At 50.2% G+C, this 18,286-nt stretch carries 35 protein-coding genes and 1 pseudogene; 34 read left to right on the top strand and 2 right to left on the bottom strand.

Going from position 1 to position 18,286, the window contains the following annotated elements; all coding sequences use genetic code 11:
• Nucleotides 1–15 precede the first annotated feature (15 nt).
• From tuf to bfr, 3 genes are all read left to right on the top strand, one after another.
• Nucleotides 16–1,200 carry an elongation factor Tu gene (gene tuf, locus IP582_RS22910; protein WP_047372876.1) on the top strand — a complete coding sequence of 395 codons (1,185 nt, stop codon included), beginning with the start codon at nucleotides 16–18 and terminating at the stop codon, nucleotides 1,198–1,200.
• Nucleotides 1,201–1,387: 187 nt separating this feature from the next.
• Entirely contained in the window at nucleotides 1,388–1,582 is a 195-nt protein-coding gene (bfd, locus tag IP582_RS22905; protein WP_039076808.1) for a bacterioferritin-associated ferredoxin, read from the top strand.
• Between the two features lie 70 nt (nucleotides 1,583–1,652).
• The gene (bfr, locus tag IP582_RS22900) at nucleotides 1,653–2,129 is read left to right on the top strand and encodes a bacterioferritin (RefSeq protein WP_039076809.1); all 477 of its coding nucleotides are present in this window, start codon (nucleotides 1,653–1,655) and stop codon (nucleotides 2,127–2,129) included.
• On the opposite strand, the gene IP582_RS22895 is transcribed toward bfr, so the two are convergent.
• Nucleotides 2,113–2,598 carry an A24 family peptidase gene (locus tag IP582_RS22895; RefSeq protein ID WP_193794511.1) on the bottom strand — a complete coding sequence of 162 codons (486 nt, stop codon included), beginning with the start codon at nucleotides 2,596–2,598 and terminating at the stop codon, nucleotides 2,113–2,115. The two genes, bfr and IP582_RS22895, sit on opposite strands and share 17 nt — an antisense overlap.
• A 371-nt stretch (nucleotides 2,599–2,969) precedes the next feature.
• On the opposite strand from IP582_RS22895, the gene rpsJ reads away from it, so the two are divergent.
• The 31 genes and pseudogenes from rpsJ (at nucleotide 2,970) to IP582_RS22740 (ending at nucleotide 17,902) form a co-directional block, all read left to right on the top strand.
• A complete protein-coding gene (rpsJ, locus tag IP582_RS22890) occupies nucleotides 2,970–3,281 on the top strand; it encodes a 30S ribosomal protein S10 (protein WP_001181005.1) in 312 nt (103 codons plus the stop codon).
• A 32-nt stretch (nucleotides 3,282–3,313) separates the two neighbouring features.
• On the top strand, nucleotides 3,314–3,943 hold the full coding sequence (gene rplC / locus IP582_RS22885) for a 50S ribosomal protein L3 (RefSeq protein WP_039076811.1): 630 nt from the start codon (nucleotides 3,314–3,316) through the stop codon (nucleotides 3,941–3,943).
• Between the two features lie 10 nt (nucleotides 3,944–3,953).
• Complete coding sequence (rplD, locus tag IP582_RS22880) at nucleotides 3,954–4,559, top strand: 50S ribosomal protein L4 (RefSeq protein ID WP_039076812.1); 606 nt, start codon at nucleotides 3,954–3,956, stop codon at nucleotides 4,557–4,559.
• Nucleotides 4,556–4,858, top strand: a complete 303-nt coding sequence (gene rplW / locus IP582_RS22875; RefSeq protein WP_000617546.1) for a 50S ribosomal protein L23 — start codon at nucleotides 4,556–4,558, stop codon at nucleotides 4,856–4,858. The genes rplD and rplW overlap by 4 nt, the downstream gene beginning before the upstream one ends.
• A gap of 17 nt (nucleotides 4,859–4,875) precedes the next feature.
• Complete coding sequence (rplB, locus tag IP582_RS22870) at nucleotides 4,876–5,697, top strand: 50S ribosomal protein L2 (protein ID WP_039076813.1); 822 nt, start codon at nucleotides 4,876–4,878, stop codon at nucleotides 5,695–5,697.
• 16 nt (nucleotides 5,698–5,713) lie between these two features.
• Nucleotides 5,714–5,992, top strand: a complete 279-nt coding sequence (rpsS, locus tag IP582_RS22865) for a 30S ribosomal protein S19 (RefSeq protein WP_001138115.1) — start codon at nucleotides 5,714–5,716, stop codon at nucleotides 5,990–5,992.
• Between the two features lie 14 nt (nucleotides 5,993–6,006).
• Nucleotides 6,007–6,339, top strand: coding sequence for a 50S ribosomal protein L22 (gene rplV / locus IP582_RS22860; protein ID WP_002919773.1), 333 nt, complete (start codon nucleotides 6,007–6,009; stop codon nucleotides 6,337–6,339).
• 17 nt (nucleotides 6,340–6,356) lie between these two features.
• Nucleotides 6,357–7,058: a 30S ribosomal protein S3 gene (gene rpsC / locus IP582_RS22855; protein WP_000529945.1), complete on the top strand. Its 702-nt coding sequence runs from the start codon at nucleotides 6,357–6,359 to the stop codon at nucleotides 7,056–7,058.
• 12 nt (nucleotides 7,059–7,070) lie between these two features.
• Entirely contained in the window at nucleotides 7,071–7,481 is a 411-nt protein-coding gene (rplP, locus tag IP582_RS22850) for a 50S ribosomal protein L16 (RefSeq protein ID WP_007369814.1), read from the top strand.
• Nucleotides 7,481–7,672, top strand: coding sequence for a 50S ribosomal protein L29 (gene rpmC, locus IP582_RS22845; protein ID WP_032614707.1), 192 nt, complete (start codon nucleotides 7,481–7,483; stop codon nucleotides 7,670–7,672). The genes rplP and rpmC overlap by 1 nt, the downstream gene beginning before the upstream one ends.
• Nucleotides 7,672–7,926: a 30S ribosomal protein S17 gene (rpsQ, locus tag IP582_RS22840; RefSeq protein ID WP_000130100.1), complete on the top strand. Its 255-nt coding sequence runs from the start codon at nucleotides 7,672–7,674 to the stop codon at nucleotides 7,924–7,926. Before rpmC ends, rpsQ begins: the two co-directional genes overlap by 1 nt.
• A gap of 162 nt (nucleotides 7,927–8,088) precedes the next feature.
• Nucleotides 8,089–8,460: a 50S ribosomal protein L14 gene (gene rplN / locus IP582_RS22835; RefSeq protein ID WP_008457164.1), complete on the top strand. Its 372-nt coding sequence runs from the start codon at nucleotides 8,089–8,091 to the stop codon at nucleotides 8,458–8,460.
• A 10-nt stretch (nucleotides 8,461–8,470) separates the two neighbouring features.
• Nucleotides 8,471–8,785, top strand: a complete 315-nt coding sequence (gene rplX / locus IP582_RS22830; RefSeq protein ID WP_007724317.1) for a 50S ribosomal protein L24 — start codon at nucleotides 8,471–8,473, stop codon at nucleotides 8,783–8,785.
• 14 nt (nucleotides 8,786–8,799) lie between these two features.
• Nucleotides 8,800–9,339, top strand: a complete 540-nt coding sequence (rplE, locus tag IP582_RS22825; RefSeq protein ID WP_007702494.1) for a 50S ribosomal protein L5 — start codon at nucleotides 8,800–8,802, stop codon at nucleotides 9,337–9,339.
• A gap of 14 nt (nucleotides 9,340–9,353) precedes the next feature.
• Entirely contained in the window at nucleotides 9,354–9,659 is a 306-nt protein-coding gene (gene rpsN, locus IP582_RS22820; RefSeq protein WP_039076814.1) for a 30S ribosomal protein S14, read from the top strand.
• A gap of 33 nt (nucleotides 9,660–9,692) precedes the next feature.
• Nucleotides 9,693–10,085, top strand: coding sequence for a 30S ribosomal protein S8 (gene rpsH / locus IP582_RS22815; RefSeq protein WP_039076815.1), 393 nt, complete (start codon nucleotides 9,693–9,695; stop codon nucleotides 10,083–10,085).
• A gap of 12 nt (nucleotides 10,086–10,097) precedes the next feature.
• Nucleotides 10,098–10,631, top strand: a complete 534-nt coding sequence (rplF, locus tag IP582_RS22810) for a 50S ribosomal protein L6 (RefSeq protein WP_039076816.1) — start codon at nucleotides 10,098–10,100, stop codon at nucleotides 10,629–10,631.
• Between the two features lie 9 nt (nucleotides 10,632–10,640).
• Nucleotides 10,641–10,994 (top strand): 50S ribosomal protein L18, encoded by a 354-nt coding sequence (rplR, locus tag IP582_RS22805; protein WP_039076817.1) that lies wholly within the window; start codon nucleotides 10,641–10,643, stop codon nucleotides 10,992–10,994.
• Between the two features lie 14 nt (nucleotides 10,995–11,008).
• Nucleotides 11,009–11,512, top strand: a complete 504-nt coding sequence (rpsE, locus tag IP582_RS22800; protein WP_039076818.1) for a 30S ribosomal protein S5 — start codon at nucleotides 11,009–11,011, stop codon at nucleotides 11,510–11,512.
• Between the two features lie 3 nt (nucleotides 11,513–11,515).
• A complete protein-coding gene (gene rpmD, locus IP582_RS22795) occupies nucleotides 11,516–11,695 on the top strand; it encodes a 50S ribosomal protein L30 (RefSeq protein ID WP_001140434.1) in 180 nt (59 codons plus the stop codon).
• A 3-nt stretch (nucleotides 11,696–11,698) separates the two neighbouring features.
• Nucleotides 11,699–12,133: a 50S ribosomal protein L15 gene (gene rplO / locus IP582_RS22790; RefSeq protein WP_039076819.1), complete on the top strand. Its 435-nt coding sequence runs from the start codon at nucleotides 11,699–11,701 to the stop codon at nucleotides 12,131–12,133.
• A gap of 7 nt (nucleotides 12,134–12,140) precedes the next feature.
• A complete protein-coding gene (secY, locus tag IP582_RS22785) occupies nucleotides 12,141–13,472 on the top strand; it encodes a preprotein translocase subunit SecY (RefSeq protein ID WP_039076820.1) in 1,332 nt (443 codons plus the stop codon).
• A gap of 30 nt (nucleotides 13,473–13,502) precedes the next feature.
• Nucleotides 13,503–13,619, top strand: coding sequence for a 50S ribosomal protein L36 (rpmJ, locus tag IP582_RS22780; protein WP_000868187.1), 117 nt, complete (start codon nucleotides 13,503–13,505; stop codon nucleotides 13,617–13,619).
• Nucleotides 13,620–13,765: 146 nt separating this feature from the next.
• Nucleotides 13,766–14,122, top strand: a complete 357-nt coding sequence (gene rpsM, locus IP582_RS22775) for a 30S ribosomal protein S13 (RefSeq protein WP_003863308.1) — start codon at nucleotides 13,766–13,768, stop codon at nucleotides 14,120–14,122.
• A gap of 16 nt (nucleotides 14,123–14,138) precedes the next feature.
• On the top strand, nucleotides 14,139–14,528 hold the full coding sequence (gene rpsK, locus IP582_RS22770; RefSeq protein ID WP_002919257.1) for a 30S ribosomal protein S11: 390 nt from the start codon (nucleotides 14,139–14,141) through the stop codon (nucleotides 14,526–14,528).
• A gap of 34 nt (nucleotides 14,529–14,562) precedes the next feature.
• Nucleotides 14,563–15,183, top strand: coding sequence for a 30S ribosomal protein S4 (rpsD, locus tag IP582_RS22765; protein ID WP_000135224.1), 621 nt, complete (start codon nucleotides 14,563–14,565; stop codon nucleotides 15,181–15,183).
• A gap of 25 nt (nucleotides 15,184–15,208) precedes the next feature.
• On the top strand, nucleotides 15,209–16,198 hold the full coding sequence (gene rpoA, locus IP582_RS22760; RefSeq protein ID WP_034461761.1) for a DNA-directed RNA polymerase subunit alpha: 990 nt from the start codon (nucleotides 15,209–15,211) through the stop codon (nucleotides 16,196–16,198).
• A gap of 40 nt (nucleotides 16,199–16,238) precedes the next feature.
• Complete coding sequence (gene rplQ / locus IP582_RS22755; RefSeq protein WP_193794510.1) at nucleotides 16,239–16,625, top strand: 50S ribosomal protein L17; 387 nt, start codon at nucleotides 16,239–16,241, stop codon at nucleotides 16,623–16,625.
• Between the two features lie 107 nt (nucleotides 16,626–16,732).
• The gene (locus IP582_RS22750; protein ID WP_110296695.1) at nucleotides 16,733–17,101 is read left to right on the top strand and encodes a DUF1992 domain-containing protein; all 369 of its coding nucleotides are present in this window, start codon (nucleotides 16,733–16,735) and stop codon (nucleotides 17,099–17,101) included.
• Between the two features lie 2 nt (nucleotides 17,102–17,103).
• Nucleotides 17,104–17,520 carry a Zn(2+)-responsive transcriptional regulator gene (gene zntR, locus IP582_RS22745; protein ID WP_193794509.1) on the top strand — a complete coding sequence of 139 codons (417 nt, stop codon included), beginning with the start codon at nucleotides 17,104–17,106 and terminating at the stop codon, nucleotides 17,518–17,520.
• A gap of 66 nt (nucleotides 17,521–17,586) precedes the next feature.
• Nucleotides 17,587–17,902, top strand: a pseudogene (locus IP582_RS22740) (alternative ribosome-rescue factor A).
• Here the strand turns inward: IP582_RS22740 and mscL are convergent.
• Nucleotides 17,793–18,206, bottom strand: a complete 414-nt coding sequence (gene mscL / locus IP582_RS22735) for a large-conductance mechanosensitive channel protein MscL (protein ID WP_193794508.1) — start codon at nucleotides 18,204–18,206, stop codon at nucleotides 17,793–17,795. The pseudogene IP582_RS22740 and the gene mscL sit on opposite strands and share 110 nt — an antisense overlap.
• Nucleotides 18,207–18,286 lie beyond the last annotated feature (80 nt).

The following is an 18,286-nucleotide window of genomic DNA, read 5'->3' as shown; positions in this document are numbered from 1 at the left end:
GTAAGGAATATAGCCGTGTCTAAAGAAAAATTTGAACGTACAAAACCGCACGTTAACGTCGGCACCATCGGCCACGTTGACCACGGTAAAACTACTCTGACTGCTGCAATCACTACCGTTCTGTCCAAAACTTACGGTGGCCAGGCTCGTGCATTCGACCAGATCGATAACGCGCCGGAAGAAAAAGCACGTGGTATCACCATCAACACTTCTCACGTTGAGTACGATACTGCGATCCGTCACTACGCACACGTAGACTGCCCGGGCCACGCCGACTATGTTAAAAACATGATCACCGGTGCTGCGCAGATGGACGGCGCGATCCTGGTTGTTGCTGCGACTGACGGTCCGATGCCGCAGACTCGTGAGCACATCCTGCTGGGTCGTCAGGTAGGCGTTCCGTACATCATCGTGTTCCTGAACAAATGCGACATGGTTGATGACGAAGAGCTGCTGGAACTGGTTGAAATGGAAGTTCGTGAACTTCTGTCTCAGTACGATTTCCCGGGCGACGACACTCCGATCGTTCGTGGTTCTGCTCTGAAAGCGCTGGAAGGCGAAGCTGAGTGGGAAGCGAAAATCATCGAACTGGCTGGCCACCTGGATACCTATATCCCGGAACCAGAGCGTGCGATTGACAAGCCGTTCCTGCTGCCGATCGAAGACGTATTCTCCATCTCCGGTCGTGGTACCGTTGTTACCGGTCGTGTAGAGCGCGGTATCATCAAAGTGGGTGAAGAAGTTGAAATCGTTGGTATCAAAGATACTGCGAAATCTACCTGTACCGGCGTTGAAATGTTCCGCAAACTGCTGGACGAAGGCCGTGCTGGTGAGAACGTGGGTGTTCTGCTGCGTGGTATCAAACGTGAAGAAATCGAACGTGGTCAGGTACTGGCTAAGCCGGGCACCATCAAGCCGCACACCAAGTTCGAATCCGAAGTGTACATTCTGTCCAAAGACGAAGGCGGCCGTCATACTCCGTTCTTCAAAGGCTACCGTCCGCAGTTCTACTTCCGTACAACTGACGTGACTGGCACCATCGAACTGCCGGAAGGCGTAGAGATGGTAATGCCGGGCGACAACATCAAAATGGTTGTTACCCTGATCCACCCGATCGCGATGGACGACGGTCTGCGTTTCGCAATCCGTGAAGGCGGCCGTACTGTAGGCGCGGGCGTTGTAGCAAAAGTTCTGGGCTAATTACTCGTTAATTAGTTTTGAACTGAAAAGGGCGCTAAGGCGCCCTTTTTGCTGCCTGCCTTCTTGCTGTCTGCCATCATATTTGTTCGCATTTTTTCTCATTATCCCACCATACAAACATCGCTGTGCTATTGTAATCATAACTATTCTCATTTACACTTTGCGCATAAATTGAACGGGAGTGATTATGTACGTTTGTTTGTGTAATGGTGTAAGTGATAAAAAAATTCGCCAGGCTGTACGCCAGTTCCATCCTCAATCATTCCAGCAATTGCGCAAGTTTATTCCTGTGGGAAATCAGTGTGGTAAGTGCGTACGCGCTGCTCGCGAAATCATGCAGGATGAGTTGCTGCAGATCCCGGAATATAAAGAAACCGCCTGAGTCTTCTGCTTTTTTTTGACTTCCCTGTAGCCCGATCTACGCTTCAATGAGTGGAAGCGGAGGGACTATAATGAAAGGTGATGTCAAAGTTATAAATTATCTCAATAAGTTATTGGGAAACGAGCTTGTCGCAATCAACCAGTATTTTCTCCACGCGAGAATGTTCAAGAACTGGGGCCTGATGCGCCTTAATGATGTTGAATATCATGAATCCATCGATGAAATGAAACACGCCGATAAATACATCGAGCGTATTTTGTTTCTTGAAGGCATTCCAAATCTGCAAGATCTGGGCAAACTCGGTATCGGTGAAGACGTTGAAGAGATGCTACAGTCCGATTTACGACTGGAGCTGGAAGGTGCCAGGGATTTGCGTGAAGCCATTGCCTACGCTGACAGCGTGCACGATTATGTCAGCCGGGACATGATGATTGAAATCCTGGCCGATGAAGAAGGCCACATTGACTGGCTGGAAACCGAGCTGGACCTTATCGGCAAGATTGGTTTGCAGAACTATCTCCAGTCGCAAATTAAGGTTCAAGATTAACCATCGACCTAAAGATGCTTTGGTAAGCCATGAACAAACCCGCGCCCGCCAGGAATGGACCAAAAGGCAGCGGGTTTTTTATTATCTGCATGCTTCTGCGTCTTATGGACATAAGGCAAGCGGCGCCGGACGCAAGTGATGCGGCAACAAAGACAAGCAAGGGTAAGACTTCCCAGCCATGCCAGGCACCCAGGGCCGCCAGAAATTTCACATCACCATAGCCGAGTCCTTCCTTATTACGTAGGAAGCGATACCCCCAATAAAGTGCCGCGAATCCGACGTAACCCGCAATAGCTCCTAATACCTTTTCCTGTAACAGCATGGGATTGAACCAGCCACAATAAAACAGCCCACTCCAGAGAAGAGGGCAGGTGAAGCGATCGGGTAGAAGGCCCTGCCGGACGTCATACCAAACCAGCAATGTATTAAGTACAAGGTAAATACATATAAAGAGAATTGTACCTGCCATATAACCTCCGCATGCTCGCTGGCGATAAAGCATCAGCGACAGAGATAAACGGCAAAAGAGGGGCAAGAGCGCTCTTGCGTACAAGCTCCAGAAAAAGATAACTGCCTTGCATAGCGCGGCATGCGATGCGCGACGCTTCACGCACAGGCGTTTAATTTATAAACGGCCCTTGCGTAAATGCCAGATTTACGTATAATGCGCGGGCTTGTCGTAATTGACGGCTGGTTCGATATGAACCCTGATAGCGTATTTGGCTATCAAACAATGCTCCCAATCGGGGGGCTATGTAAGAACGGTTACACTCTCCCATCAATCGTAATGGGTATGAGGAGTAATCATTTCGTCTATAAAATAATTGGAGCTCTGGTCTCATGCAGAACCAAAGAATCCGTATCCGCCTGAAAGCGTTTGATCATCGTCTGATCGATCAATCAACCGCGGAAATCGTCGAGACTGCTAAGCGCACTGGTGCGCAAGTCCGTGGTCCGATCCCGCTGCCGACCCGCAAAGAGCGCTTCACCGTTCTGATCTCCCCGCACGTCAACAAAGACGCGCGCGATCAGTACGAAATCCGCACTCACAAGCGTCTGGTTGACATCGTTGAGCCAACCGAGAAAACCGTTGATGCTCTGATGCGTCTGGACCTGGCTGCCGGTGTAGACGTGCAGATCAGCCTGGGTTAATCAGGTCATCGAGCGATTGAGAGGTTGAAACAATGATTGGTTTAGTCGGTAAAAAAGTGGGTATGACCCGCATCTTCACTGAAGATGGCGTATCTATCCCAGTAACCGTAATCGAAGTTGAAGCAAACCGCGTTACTCAGGTTAAAGATCTGGCTAACGATGGCTACCGCGCTGTTCAGGTTACCACTGGTGCTAAAAAAGCTAACCGTGTAACCAAGCCGGAAGCGGGTCACTTCGCTAAAGCTGGCGTAGAAGCTGGCCGTGGTCTGTGGGAATTCCGTCTTGCTGACGGCGAAGAGTTCACCGTAGGTCAGAGCATTAGCGTTGAGCTGTTTGCCGAAGTTAAAAAAGTTGACGTAACTGGCACCTCTAAAGGTAAAGGTTTCGCAGGTACCGTTAAGCGCTGGAACTTCCGTACCCAGGACGCTACCCACGGTAACTCCTTGTCTCACCGCGTTCCGGGTTCTATCGGTCAGAACCAGACTCCGGGCAAAGTGTTCAAAGGCAAGAAAATGGCAGGTCAGCTGGGTAACGAACGTGTCACTGTTCAGAGCCTGGACGTAGTACGTGTTGACGCTGAGCGCAACCTGCTGCTGGTTAAAGGTGCGGTCCCGGGTGCAACCGGTAGCGACCTGATCGTTAAACCAGCTGTGAAGGCGTGAGGAGATAGCAATGGAATTAGTATTGAAAGACGCGCAGAGCGCGCTGACTGTTTCCGAAACTACCTTCGGTCGTGATTTTAACGAAGCGCTGGTACACCAGGTTGTTGTTGCTTATGCAGCTGGTGCACGTCAGGGTTCTCGTGCTCAGAAGACTCGTGCTGAAGTAACTGGTTCCGGTAAAAAACCGTGGCGCCAGAAAGGTACCGGCCGTGCGCGTTCTGGTTCTATCAAGAGCCCGATCTGGCGTTCTGGTGGCGTAACTTTCGCTGCGCGTCCGCAGGACCACAGTCAAAAAGTTAACAAAAAGATGTACCGCGGCGCGCTGAAAAGCATTCTGTCCGAACTGGTACGTCAGGATCGTCTGATCGTTGTCGAATCTTTCTCTGTAGAAGCGCCTAAAACTAAGCTGCTGGCACAGAAACTGAAAGACATGGCTCTGGAAGATGTGTTGATCATCACCGGTGAGCTGGACGAAAACCTGTTCCTGGCTGCGCGCAACCTGCATAAGGTTGACGTACGCGATGCAACTGGTATCGACCCGGTTAGCCTGATCGCCTTCGACAAAGTCGTAATGACTGCTGATGCTGTTAAGCAAGTTGAGGAGATGCTGGCATGATTCGTGAAGAACGTCTGCTGAAGGTGCTGCGCGCACCGCACGTTTCTGAAAAAGCGTCTACTGCGATGGAAAAAACTAACACCATCGTTCTCAAAGTTGCTAAAGACGCGACCAAAGCAGAAATCAAAGCTGCTGTGCAGAAACTGTTTGAAGTCGAAGTCGAAGTCGTTAACACCCTGGTTGTTAAAGGGAAAGTTAAACGTCACGGACAGCGTATCGGTCGTCGTAGCGACTGGAAAAAAGCTTACGTCACCCTGAAAGAAGGCCAGAATCTGGACTTCGTTGGCGGCGCTGAGTAAGTCGGAGGAGTAATACAATGGCAGTTGTTAAATGTAAACCGACATCTCCGGGTCGTCGCCACGTAGTTAAAGTGGTTAACCCTGAGCTGCACAAGGGCAAACCTTTTGCTCCGCTGCTGGAAAAAAACAGCAAATCCGGTGGTCGTAACAACAATGGCCGTATCACCACTCGTCACATCGGTGGTGGCCACAAGCAGGCTTATCGTCTGGTTGACTTCAAACGCAACAAAGACGGTATCCCGGCAGTTGTTGAGCGTCTTGAGTACGATCCGAACCGTTCCGCGAACATCGCGCTGGTTCTGTACAAAGATGGCGAACGCCGTTACATCCTGGCCCCTAAAGGCCTGAAAGCTGGCGACCAGATTCAGTCTGGCGTTGATGCTGCAATCAAAGCAGGCAACACCCTGCCGATGCGCAATATCCCGGTTGGTTCTACCGTTCATAACGTAGAAATGAAACCAGGTAAAGGCGGTCAGCTGGCACGTTCCGCTGGTACTTACGTTCAGATCGTTGCTCGTGATGGTGCTTATGTCACCCTGCGTCTGCGTTCTGGTGAAATGCGTAAAGTCGAAGCAGACTGCCGCGCTACTCTGGGCGAAGTTGGCAATGCTGAGCATATGCTGCGCGTTCTGGGTAAAGCAGGTGCTGCACGCTGGCGTGGTGTTCGTCCTACCGTTCGCGGTACTGCGATGAACCCAGTCGACCACCCACATGGTGGTGGTGAAGGTCGTAACTTTGGTAAGCACCCGGTAACTCCGTGGGGCGTTCAGACCAAAGGTAAGAAGACCCGCAGCAACAAGCGTACTGATAAATTTATCGTACGTCGCCGTAGCAAATAATATTAGAGGATAAGCCATGCCACGTTCTCTCAAGAAAGGTCCTTTTATTGACCTGCACTTGCTGAAGAAGGTAGAGAAAGCGGTGGAAAGCGGAGACAAGAAGCCCCTGCGCACTTGGTCCCGTCGTTCAACGATCTTTCCTAACATGATCGGTTTGACCATCGCTGTCCATAATGGTCGTCAGCACGTTCCGGTATTTGTTTCCGACGAAATGGTCGGTCACAAACTGGGTGAATTCGCACCGACTCGTACTTATCGCGGCCACGCTGCTGATAAAAAAGCGAAGAAGAAATAAGGTAGGAGGAAGAGATGGAAACTTTAGCTCAACATCGCCATGCTCGTTCTTCTGCTCAGAAGGTACGCCTTGTTGCTGACCTGATTCGCGGTAAGAAAGTGTCGCAGGCCCTGGATATTCTGACCTACACCAATAAGAAAGCGGCTGTACTGGTCAAGAAAGTTCTGGAATCTGCCATTGCTAACGCTGAACACAACGATGGCGCTGACATTGACGATCTGAAAGTTGCGAAAATTTTCGTAGACGAAGGCCCGAGCATGAAGCGCATTATGCCGCGTGCAAAAGGTCGTGCAGATCGCATCCTGAAGCGCACCAGCCACATTACTGTGGTTGTGTCCGATCGCTGAGACTCTGGAGACTAGCAATGGGTCAGAAAGTACATCCTAATGGTATTCGCCTGGGTATTGTCAAACCTTGGAACTCTACCTGGTTCGCGAACACCAAAGAATTCGCTGACAACCTGGACAGCGATTTTAAAGTACGCCAGTACCTGACTAAGGAACTGGCTAAAGCGTCCGTATCTCGTATCGTTATCGAGCGTCCGGCTAAGAGCATCCGTGTGACCATTCACACCGCTCGCCCGGGTATCGTTATCGGTAAGAAAGGCGAAGACGTAGAAAAACTGCGCAAGGTCGTAGCGGATATCGCTGGCGTTCCTGCTCAGATCAATATCGCCGAAGTTCGTAAACCTGAACTGGACGCAAAACTGGTTGCTGACAGCATCACTTCTCAGCTGGAACGTCGTGTAATGTTCCGTCGTGCTATGAAGCGTGCTGTACAGAACGCAATGCGTCTGGGCGCTAAAGGTATCAAAGTTGAAGTTAGCGGCCGTCTGGGCGGCGCGGAAATCGCACGTACTGAATGGTACCGCGAAGGTCGTGTTCCGCTGCACACTCTGCGTGCTGACATTGACTACAACACCTCTGAAGCGCACACCACTTATGGTGTAATCGGCGTTAAAGTGTGGATCTTCAAAGGTGAGATCCTTGGTGGTATGGCTGCTGTTGAACAACCGGAAAAACCGGCTGCTCAACCGAAAAAGCAGCAGCGTAAAGGCCGTAAATAAGGAGCGTCGCTGATGTTACAACCAAAGCGTACAAAATTCCGTAAGGTGCACAAAGGCCGCAACCGTGGTCTGGCGCAGGGCACGGATGTGAGCTTCGGCACTTACGGTCTGAAAGCTGTTGGCCGTGGTCGTCTGACCGCTCGTCAGATTGAAGCAGCACGTCGTGCCATGACACGTGCAGTTAAGCGTCAGGGTAAGATCTGGATCCGTGTATTCCCGGACAAACCGATCACCGAGAAGCCGCTGGAAGTTCGTATGGGTAAAGGTAAAGGTAACGTGGAGTATTGGGTTGCCTTGATTCAGCCGGGTAAAGTCCTGTATGAAATGGACGGCGTTCCGGAAGAGCTGGCCCGTGAAGCCTTCGAGCTGGCAGCAGCAAAACTGCCGATTAAAACCACCTTTGTAACTAAGACGGTGATGTAATGAAAGCAAATGAGCTGCGTGAAAAAAGCGTTGAAGAGCTGAACGCTGAGCTGCTGAACCTGCTGCGTGAGCAGTTCAACCTGCGTATGCAGGCTGCAAGTGGCCAGCTGCAACAGACTCACCTGCTGAAGCAGGTTCGTCGTGATGTTGCACGCGTTAAGACTTTACTGACTCAGAAGGCGGGTGCGTAATGACCGATAAAATCCGTACTCTGCAAGGTCGCGTAGTTAGCGACAAAATGGAGAAATCCATTGTTGTTGCTATCGAACGTTTTGTGAAACACCCGATCTACGGTAAATTCATCAAGCGTACGACCAAACTGCACGTACATGACGAGAACAACGAATGCGGCATCGGCGACGTGGTTGAAATCCGCGAATGCCGTCCGCTGTCCAAGACTAAGTCCTGGACGCTGGTTCGCGTTGTAGAGAAAGCGGTTCTGTAATACAGTACGCATTCTCAATAATAAACGGTCCAGCGATGGGCCGTTTATTTTTTCTACCCATATCTAAGAAGCGGTGTTATAATGCCGCGCCCCCGATATGGGGCTTTTTTAACGACCCGTTTTTAGGGTCTCAGTAGTAGTTGACATTAGCGGAGCACTAAAATGATCCAAGAACAGACTATGCTGACCGTCGCCGACAACTCCGGTGCACGTCGCGTAATGTGTATCAAGGTTCTGGGTGGCTCGCACCGTCGCTACGCAGGCGTAGGCGACATCATCAAGATCACCATCAAAGAAGCAATTCCGCGTGGTAAGGTCAAAAAAGGTGATGTGCTGAAGGCGGTAGTGGTGCGCACCAAGAAGGGTGTTCGTCGCCCGGACGGTTCTGTCATTCGCTTCGATGGTAATGCATGCGTTATTTTAAACAATAACAGCGAGCAGCCTATCGGTACGCGTATTTTTGGGCCGGTAACTCGTGAACTTCGCAACGAGAAGTTCATGAAAATTATCTCTCTGGCACCAGAAGTACTCTAAGGAGCGAATCATGGCAGCGAAAATCCGTCGTGATGACGAAGTTATCGTGTTAACCGGTAAAGATAAAGGTAAACGCGGTAAAGTTAAGAATGTCCTGTCTTCCGGCAAGGTCATTGTTGAAGGTATCAACCTGGTTAAGAAACATCAGAAGCCGGTTCCGGCCCTGAACCAACCAGGCGGCATCGTTGAAAAAGAAGCTGCTATTCAGGTTTCTAACGTTGCACTCTTCAATGCGGCAACCGGCAAGGCTGACCGTGTAGGCTTTAGATTCGAAGACGGCAAAAAAGTCCGTTTCTTCAAGTCTAACAGCGAAACTATCAAGTAATTTGGAGTAGTACGATGGCGAAACTGCATGATTACTACAAAGACGAAGTAGTTAACAAACTCATGACTGAGTTTAACTACAATTCTGTCATGCAAGTCCCTCGGGTCGAGAAGATCACCCTGAACATGGGTGTTGGTGAAGCGATCGCTGACAAGAAACTGCTGGATAACGCAGCAGCTGACCTGGCAGCAATCTCCGGTCAAAAACCGTTGATCACCAAAGCACGCAAATCTGTTGCAGGCTTCAAAATCCGTCAGGGCTATCCGATCGGCTGTAAAGTAACTCTGCGTGGCGAACGCATGTGGGAGTTCTTTGAGCGCCTGATCACTATTGCTGTACCGCGTATCCGTGACTTCCGTGGCCTGTCCGCTAAGTCTTTCGACGGCCGTGGTAACTACAGCATGGGTGTCCGTGAGCAGATCATCTTCCCAGAAATCGACTACGATAAAGTCGACCGCGTGCGTGGTTTGGATATTACCATTACCACTACTGCGAAATCTGATGAAGAAGGCCGTGCTCTGCTGGCTGCCTTTGACTTCCCGTTCCGCAAGTAAGGTAGGGTTACTTAATGGCTAAGCAATCAATGAAAGCACGCGAAGTAAAGCGCGTAGCTTTAGCTGATAAATTCTTCGCTAAACGCGCTGAACTGAAAGCTATCATCTCTGATGTGAACGCAACCGACGAAGATCGTTGGAATGCCGTTCTCAAGCTGCAGACTCTGCCGCGTGATTCCAGCCCGTCTCGTCAGCGTAATCGCTGCCGTCAAACTGGTCGTCCGCACGCTTTCCTGCGGAAGTTCGGGTTGAGCCGTATTAAGGTCCGTGAAGCCGCTATGCGCGGTGAAATCCCGGGTCTGAAAAAGGCTAGCTGGTAATTGTCACCAATTGAATCACGGGAGTAAAGACAGATGAGCATGCAAGATCCGATCGCGGATATGCTGACCCGTATCCGTAACGGTCAGGCCGCGAACAAAGCTGCGGTCACCATGCCTTCCTCCAAGCTGAAAGTGGCAATTGCCAACGTGCTGAAGGAAGAAGGTTTTATTGAAGATTTCAAAATCGAAGGCGACACCAAGCCTGAACTGGAAGTAGCTCTTAAATACTTCCAGGGCAAAGCTGTTGTAGAAAGCATTCAGCGTGTCAGCCGCCCAGGTCTGCGCATCTATAAGAAAAAAGATGAGCTGCCGAAAGTTATGGGTGGTCTGGGTATTGCAGTTGTTTCTACCTCTAAAGGTGTTATGACTGATCGTGCAGCGCGCCAGGCTGGTCTTGGTGGCGAAATTATCTGCTACGTAGCCTAATCGGAGGAAAAAATGTCTCGTGTTGCTAAAGCACCGGTCGTTATTCCTGCCGGCGTTGATGTAAAACTCAACGGTCAGGTTATCACGATCAAAGGTAAAAACGGCGAGCTGACTCGTACTCTCAACGATGCTGTTGAAGTGAAACATGCAGATAACGCTCTGACTTTCGGTCCGCGTGATGGTTACGCAGACGGTTGGGCTCAGGCTGGTACCGCGCGTGCCCTGCTGAACTCAATGGTTATCGGTGTTACCGAAGGCTTCACTAAGAAGCTGCAGCTGGTTGGTGTAGGTTACCGTGCAGCGGTTAAAGGGAATGCAGTAAACCTGGCTTTAGGTTTCTCTCATCCTGTTGACCATCAACTGCCGGCTGGCATCACTGCAGAGTGCCCGACTCAAACTGAAATCGTGCTGAAAGGCGCTGATAAACAGTTGATCGGTCAGGTTGCAGCTGATCTGCGCGCCTACCGTCGTCCTGAGCCTTACAAAGGCAAGGGTGTTCGTTACGCCGACGAAGTCGTGCGTACCAAAGAGGCTAAGAAGAAGTAAGGTAACACTATGGATAAGAAATCTGCTCGTATCCGTCGTGCGACCCGCGCACGCCGCAAGCTCAAAGAGCTGGGCGCAACTCGCCTGGTGGTACATCGTACCCCGCGTCATATTTACGCACAGGTAATTGCACCGAACGGTTCTGAAGTTCTGGTAGCTGCTTCTACTGTAGAAAAAGCTATCTCTGAACAACTGAAGTACACCGGTAACAAAGACGCGGCTGCAGCTGTGGGTAAAGCTGTCGCTGAACGCGCTCTGGAAAAAGGCATCAAAGATGTGTCCTTTGACCGCTCCGGGTTCCAATATCATGGTCGTGTCCAGGCACTGGCAGATGCTGCCCGTGAAGCTGGCCTTCAGTTCTAAGGTAGAGGTGTAAGATGGCTCACATCGAAAAACAAGCTGGCGAACTGCAGGAAAAGCTGATCGCGGTAAACCGCGTATCTAAAACCGTTAAAGGTGGTCGTATTTTCTCCTTCACAGCTCTGACTGTGGTAGGTGACGGTAACGGTCGCGTAGGTTTTGGTTACGGTAAAGCGCGTGAAGTTCCAGCAGCGATCCAGAAAGCGATGGAAAAAGCCCGTCGCAATATGATTAACGTCGCGCTGAACCACGGCACCCTGCAGCACCCGGTTAAGGGTACTCACACGGGTTCTCGTGTATTCATGCAGCCGGCTTCCGAAGGTACCGGTATCATCGCCGGTGGTGCAATGCGCGCCGTTCTGGAAGTCGCTGGGGTTCATAACGTTCTGGCTAAAGCATATGGTTCCACCAACCCGATCAACGTGGTTCGTGCAACTATTGATGGCCTGGAAAATATGAATTCTCCAGAAATGGTCGCTGCCAAGCGTGGTAAATCCGTTGAAGAAATTCTGGGGAAATAAACCATGGCAAAGACTATTAAAATTACTCAAACCCGCAGTGCAATCGGTCGTCTGCCGAAACACAAGGCAACGCTGCTTGGCCTGGGTCTGCGTCGTATTGGTCACACCGTAGAGCGCGAGGATACTCCTGCTGTTCGTGGTATGGTCAACGCGGTTTCCTTCATGGTTAAAGTTGAGGAGTAAGAGATGCGTTTAAATACTCTGTCTCCGGCCGAAGGCTCCAAAAAGGCGGGTAAACGCCTGGGTCGTGGTATCGGTTCTGGCCTCGGTAAAACCGGTGGTCGTGGTCACAAAGGTCAGAACTCTCGTTCTGGCGGTGGCGTACGTCGCGGTTTCGAGGGTGGTCAGATGCCTCTGTACCGTCGTCTGCCGAAATTCGGTTTCACTTCTCGTAAAGCAATGATCACTGCAGAGGTCCGCCTCTCTGATCTGGCTAAAGTAGAAGGCGACGTAGTTGACCTGAACACGCTGAAAGCAGCAAACATTATCGGTATTCAGATCGAGTTCGCGAAAGTGATCCTGTCTGGTGAAGTTTCTACTCCGGTAACTGTTCGTGGCCTGCGTGTTACTAAAGGCGCTCGTGCTGCTATCGAAGCTGCTGGCGGTAAAATCGAGGAATAAGTAGCAGATGGCTAAACAACCGGGATTAGATTTTCAAAGTGCCAAAGGTGGCTTAGGCGAGCTGAAACGCAGACTGCTGTTTGTTATCGGTGCGCTTATTGTGTTCCGTATTGGCTCTTTTATTCCGATCCCTGGTATTGATGCCGCTGTACTTGCCAAACTGCTTGAGCAACAGCGAGGCACCATCATTGAAATGTTTAACATGTTCTCTGGTGGTGCTCTCAGCCGTGCTTCTATCTTCGCTTTGGGTATTATGCCGTACATCTCGGCATCAATTATTATCCAGCTGCTGACGGTCGTTCATCCGGCCCTGGCAGAACTGAAGAAAGAAGGGGAATCTGGTCGTCGCAAGATTAGCCAGTACACCCGTTACGGCACTCTGGTGCTGGCAATATTTCAGGCAACCGGTATTGCTACCGGTTTGCCGAATATGCCTGGTATGCAGGGCCTGGTTATTAACCCGGGCTTTGCATTCTATTTCACCGCTGTTGTAAGTCTGGTTACAGGGACAATGTTCCTGATGTGGCTCGGCGAACAGATTACTGAGCGTGGTATCGGTAACGGTATCTCAATCATTATCTTCGCCGGTATCGTTGCGGGACTCCCGCCAGCCATTGCCCATACTATCGAGCAAGCGCGTCAAGGCGACCTGCACTTCCTCCTGTTGCTGTTGGTTGCAGTATTAGTATTTGCAGTGACGTTCTTTGTTGTATTCGTTGAACGTGGTCAACGCCGCATTGTGGTAAACTACGCGAAACGTCAGCAGGGTCGTCGTGTCTATGCTGCTCAGAGCACACATTTGCCGCTGAAAGTGAATATGGCGGGGGTAATCCCGGCAATTTTCGCTTCCAGTATTATTCTGTTCCCGGCAACCATCGCGTCATGGTTCGGGGGCGGTACTGGTTGGAACTGGCTGACAACAATTTCGCTGTATTTGCAGCCTGGGCAACCGCTTTATGTGTTACTCTATGCGTCTGCAATCATCTTCTTCTGTTTCTTCTACACGGCGTTGGTTTTCAATCCGCGTGAAACAGCAGATAACCTGAAGAAGTCCGGTGCATTTGTACCAGGAATTCGTCCGGGAGAGCAAACGGCGAAGTATATCGATAAGGTAATGACACGCCTGACTTTGATTGGTGCGTTGTATATTACTTTTATCTGCCTGATCCCGGAGTTCATGCGTGATGCGATGAAAGTGCCGTTCTACTTCGGTGGGACCTCGCTGCTTATCGTTGTTGTCGTGATTATGGACTTTATGGCTCAAGTGCAAACTCTGATGATGTCAAGTCAGTACGAGTCTGCATTGAAGAAGGCGAACCTGAAAGGCTATGGCCGTTAATGGTCGCCCGAGAAGTTACGGAGAGTAAAAATGAAAGTTCGTGCTTCCGTCAAGAAATTATGCCGTAACTGCAAAATCGTTAAGCGTGATGGCGTCATCCGCGTGATTTGCAGTGCCGAGCCGAAACATAAACAGCGCCAAGGCTGATTATTTCGCATATTTTTCTTGCAAAGTTGGGTTGAGCTGGCTAGATTAGCCAGCCAATCTTTTGTATGTCTGTGCGTTTCCATTTGAGTATCCTGAAAACGGGCTTTTCAGCATGGTGCGTACAAGTAAAATTATAGGAGTGCATAGTGGCCCGTATAGCAGGCATTAACATTCCTGATCAAAAACATGCCGTGATCGCATTAACTTCGATCTACGGCGTCGGCAAGACCCGTTCCAAAGCCATCCTGGCTGCAGCGGGTATCGCTGAAGATGTTAAGATCAGTGAGCTGTCTGAAGAACAAATCGACACGCTGCGTGACGAAGTTGCCAAATTTGTCGTTGAAGGTGATCTGCGCCGTGAAATCAGCATGAGCATCAAGCGCCTGATGGATCTTGGTTGCTATCGCGGTTTGCGTCATCGTCGTGGTCTGCCAGTGCGCGGTCAGCGTACTAAGACCAACGCACGTACCCGTAAGGGTCCGCGCAAACCGATCAAGAAATAATCGGGGTGATTGAATAATGGCAAAGGCACCAATTCGTGCACGTAAACGTGTAAGAAAACAAGTCTCTGACGGCGTGGCTCATATCCATGCTTCTTTCAACAACACCATCGTTACTATTACTGATCGTCAGGGTAACGCATTGGGTTGGGCAACAGCCGGTGGTTCCGGTTTCCGTGGTTCTCGCAAATCCACTCCGTTCGCAGCTCAGGTTGCAGCAGAGCGTTGTGCAGAAGCCGTTAAAGAATACGGCATCAAGAATCTGGAAGTTATGGTCAAAGGTCCGGGTCCGGGTCGCGAATCTACTATTCGTGCTCTGAACGCCGCTGGTTTCCGCATCACTAATATTACTGATGTGACTCCGATCCCTCATAACGGTTGTCGTCCGCCGAAAAAACGTCGCGTATAACGCGCTCGTTTTCTAGGATTGTTGGAGAAAGAAAATGGCAAGATATTTGGGTCCTAAGCTCAAGCTGAGCCGTCGTGAGGGCACCGACTTATTCCTTAAGTCTGGCGTTCGCGCGATCGATACCAAGTGTAAAATTGAACAAGCTCCTGGCCAGCACGGTGCGCGTAAACCGCGTCTGTCTGACTATGGTGTGCAGTTGCGTGAAAAGCAAAAAGTTCGCCGTATCTACGGTGTGCTGGAGCGTCAGTTCCGTAACTACTATAAAGAAGCAGCACGTCTGAAAGGCAACACCGGTGAAAACCTGTTGGCTCTGCTGGAAGGTCGTCTGGACAACGTTGTATACCGTATGGGCTTCGGCGCCACTCGTGCAGAAGCACGCCAGCTGGTTAGCCACAAGGCTATCATGGTAAACGGTCGTGTTGTTAACATCGCTTCTTATCAGGTTAGTCCGAATGACGTTGTTAGCATTCGTGAGAAAGCGAAAAAGCAGTCTCGCGTGAAAGCCGCTCTGGAGCTGGCTGAGCAGCGTGAAAAGCCAACCTGGCTGGAAGTTGATGCTGGCAAGATGGAAGGCACGTTCAAGCGTAAGCCGGAGCGTTCTGATCTGTCTGCGGACATTAACGAACACCTGATCGTCGAGCTTTACTCCAAGTAAAGCTTAGTACCAAAGAGAGGACACAATGCAGGGTTCTGTGACAGAGTTTCTAAAACCGCGCCTGGTAGATATCGAGCAAGTGAGTTCGACGCACGCCAAGGTGACCCTTGAGCCTTTAGAGCGTGGCTTTGGCCATACTCTGGGTAACGCACTGCGCCGTATTCTGCTCTCATCGATGCCGGGTTGCGCGGTGACCGAGGTTGAGATTGATGGTGTACTTCACGAGTACAGCACCAAAGAAGGCGTTCAGGAAGATATCCTTGAAATCCTGCTCAACCTGAAAGGGCTGGCGGTGAGAGTTCAGGGTAAAGATGATGTTATTCTTACTCTGAATAAATCTGGCATTGGCCCTGTGACTGCAGCCGACATTACCCACGACGGTGATGTCGAAATCGTCAAGCCGCAGCACGTGATCTGCCACCTGACCGATGAGAACGCGTCTATTAGCATGCGTATCAAAGTTCAGCGCGGTCGTGGTTATGTGCCGGCTTCTGCCCGAATTCATTCGGAAGAAGATGAGCGCCCAATCGGCCGTCTGCTGGTCGACGCATGCTACAGCCCTGTAGAGCGTATTGCCTACAATGTTGAAGCAGCGCGTGTAGAACAGCGTACCGACCTGGACAAGCTGGTCATCGAAATGGAAACCAACGGCACAATCGATCCTGAAGAGGCGATTCGTCGTGCGGCCACCATTCTGGCTGAACAACTGGAAGCTTTCGTTGATTTACGTGATGTACGTCAGCCGGAAGTGAAAGAAGAGAAACCAGAATTCGATCCGATCCTGCTGCGCCCTGTTGACGATCTGGAATTGACTGTCCGCTCTGCTAACTGCCTCAAGGCAGAAGCTATCCACTATATCGGTGATCTGGTACAGCGTACCGAGGTTGAGTTGCTGAAAACGCCGAACCTGGGTAAAAAATCTCTCACCGAGATTAAAGATGTGCTGGCCTCACGTGGTCTGTCTCTGGGCATGCGCCTGGAAAACTGGCCGCCGGCAAGCATTGCTGACGAGTAACCGGATCACAGGTTAAGGTTTTACTGAGAAGGATAAGGTCATGCGCCATCGTAAGAGTGGTCGTCAACTGAACCGCAACAGCAGCCATCGCCAGGCTATGTTCCGCAACATGGCAGGTTCGCTGGTTCGTCATGAGATCATCAAGACGACCCTGCCGAAAGCGAAAGAACTGCGTCGCGTAGTTGAGCCGCTGATTACTCTTGCCAAGACTGATAGCGTTGCTAATCGTCGTCTGGCATTCGCCCGCACTCGTGATAACGAGATCGTGGCAAAACTGTTTAACGAGCTGGGCCCGCGTTTCGCGAGCCGTGCCGGTGGTTACACTCGCATTCTGAAGTGTGGCTTCCGTGCAGGCGACAATGCGCCGATGGCATACATCGAGCTGGTTGATCGTTCTGATTCGAAAGCAGAAGCTGCTGCAGAGTAATCTGCAGTAACGTAAGAAAACCCGCTTCGGCGGGTTTTTTTATATCCGCAAAACCTCCATATTCTCTACAATGTCTATAAGTTTTTCGTTCCTCTCCTGGAGGTGGTATGTGGTTACTTGACCAGTGGGCAGAACGACATATCCTCGATGCGCAGAAAAAAGGTGAATTTGAGCATTTGCCTGGTAACGGCAAACCGCTTGTCCTGGACGATGACTCGCATGTCCCGCCTGAACTACGCGCAGGGTTTCGTTTACTCAAAAATGCGGGCTGTCTTCCGCCTGAACTTGAATATCGTAAAGAAGCACTCGCTTTGTCAGACTTACTGGCTCATATACACCAGGATCATCCGGATTATCATGAAGTAAGTCGAAGATTGACGCTTTTGGAGCTGAAATTGAAGCAAGCTGGACTAAGTACAGAATTCCTTCGCGGCGAATATGCGGAAAAATTGATGCTGAAATTAGATGAGGAGTAGAGATGTTTCGCATTGGAGAATTAGCCAAACTGGCTGACGTTACCCCGGACACCATTCGCTACTATGAAAAACAGCAGATGATGGATCACGAGATCAGAACGGAGGGTGGCTTTCGCCTTTATTCAGACAATGACTTACAGCGTCTGAAATTTATCCGACATGCACGCCAGCTTGGATTTACGCTTGAGTCTATTCGTGAATTGCTCTCTATCCGTATCGATCCTGAGCATCACACTTGCCAGGAATCCAAGAGCATTGTTCAGGCGCGATTGAGCGAGGTTGAAGCGAGAATTCAGGAATTGCAGATTATGCAACGCTCTCTACAGAAATTGAATGATGCTTGCTGTGGGAGTGCGCACAGTAGCGTCTATTGCTCAATACTCGAGGCCCTGGAGCTGGGTGCCAGCAGCGCTCCTTAGGGACATTGATTTTTGTTGCCACCAAGCCTACACTTGCGCCGTTTTAAACCACAATCTGGAGAAATTATGAGCCACTATCAGCATAAGAAAGGGCAGATTAACAATAACGCCATCGAGGCATTGCTTCATGACCCTTTGTTCAGACAGCGGGTTGAGAAGAATAAGAAGGGGAAAGGGAGTTATTTACGCAAAGACAAACATGGTAAGAAAGGGAACTGGGAGGCCAGTGGCAAGCAGGCTAATCGCTTATTTACCACTGGCCTTCTGCTTAATCAGGAGCGTTTATTTTGTTCTTTTAACAGATCGCGGATTTCTGTTAACAGCAATTCCTCTTTGCCAGGAGCCGGCGGTGCTTTGGGTTCATCTTCCTGTTTACGTTTGAGACGGTTAATCAATTTAATTGCCATGAAAATAGCAAACGCGACAATAATAAAGTCGAAAATATTCTGGATGAAGACACCGTAATGCATTACGACTGCCGGGACATCGCCTTGTGCTGCGCGTAAAGTTAGGGCAAATTGCTTAAAGTCTATTCCACCAATCAGTAACCCTAATGGCGGCATGATAATATCAGCAACCAGTGACGACACAATCTTGCCGAATGCTGCCCCAATGATCACACCTACTGCCAAATCAACTACATTTCCCCGCATCGCAAATTCGCGAAATTCTTTTAGCAAACTCATGCTCTTCTCCTTGTGCTGTCAGACAAGTTAAGTCTAACAAATGTATTCTCGTTTTCCATTGAGGGTAAAAATTTGCTGAA

Origin of the sequence: Citrobacter sp. BDA59-3 (genome assembly GCF_015167655.1) — a bacterium.
In the GTDB taxonomy this organism is placed as follows: Bacteria; Pseudomonadota; Gammaproteobacteria; order Enterobacterales; family Enterobacteriaceae; genus Phytobacter; species Phytobacter diazotrophicus.
This window is presented reverse-complemented; position numbering and strand designations above follow the sequence as displayed.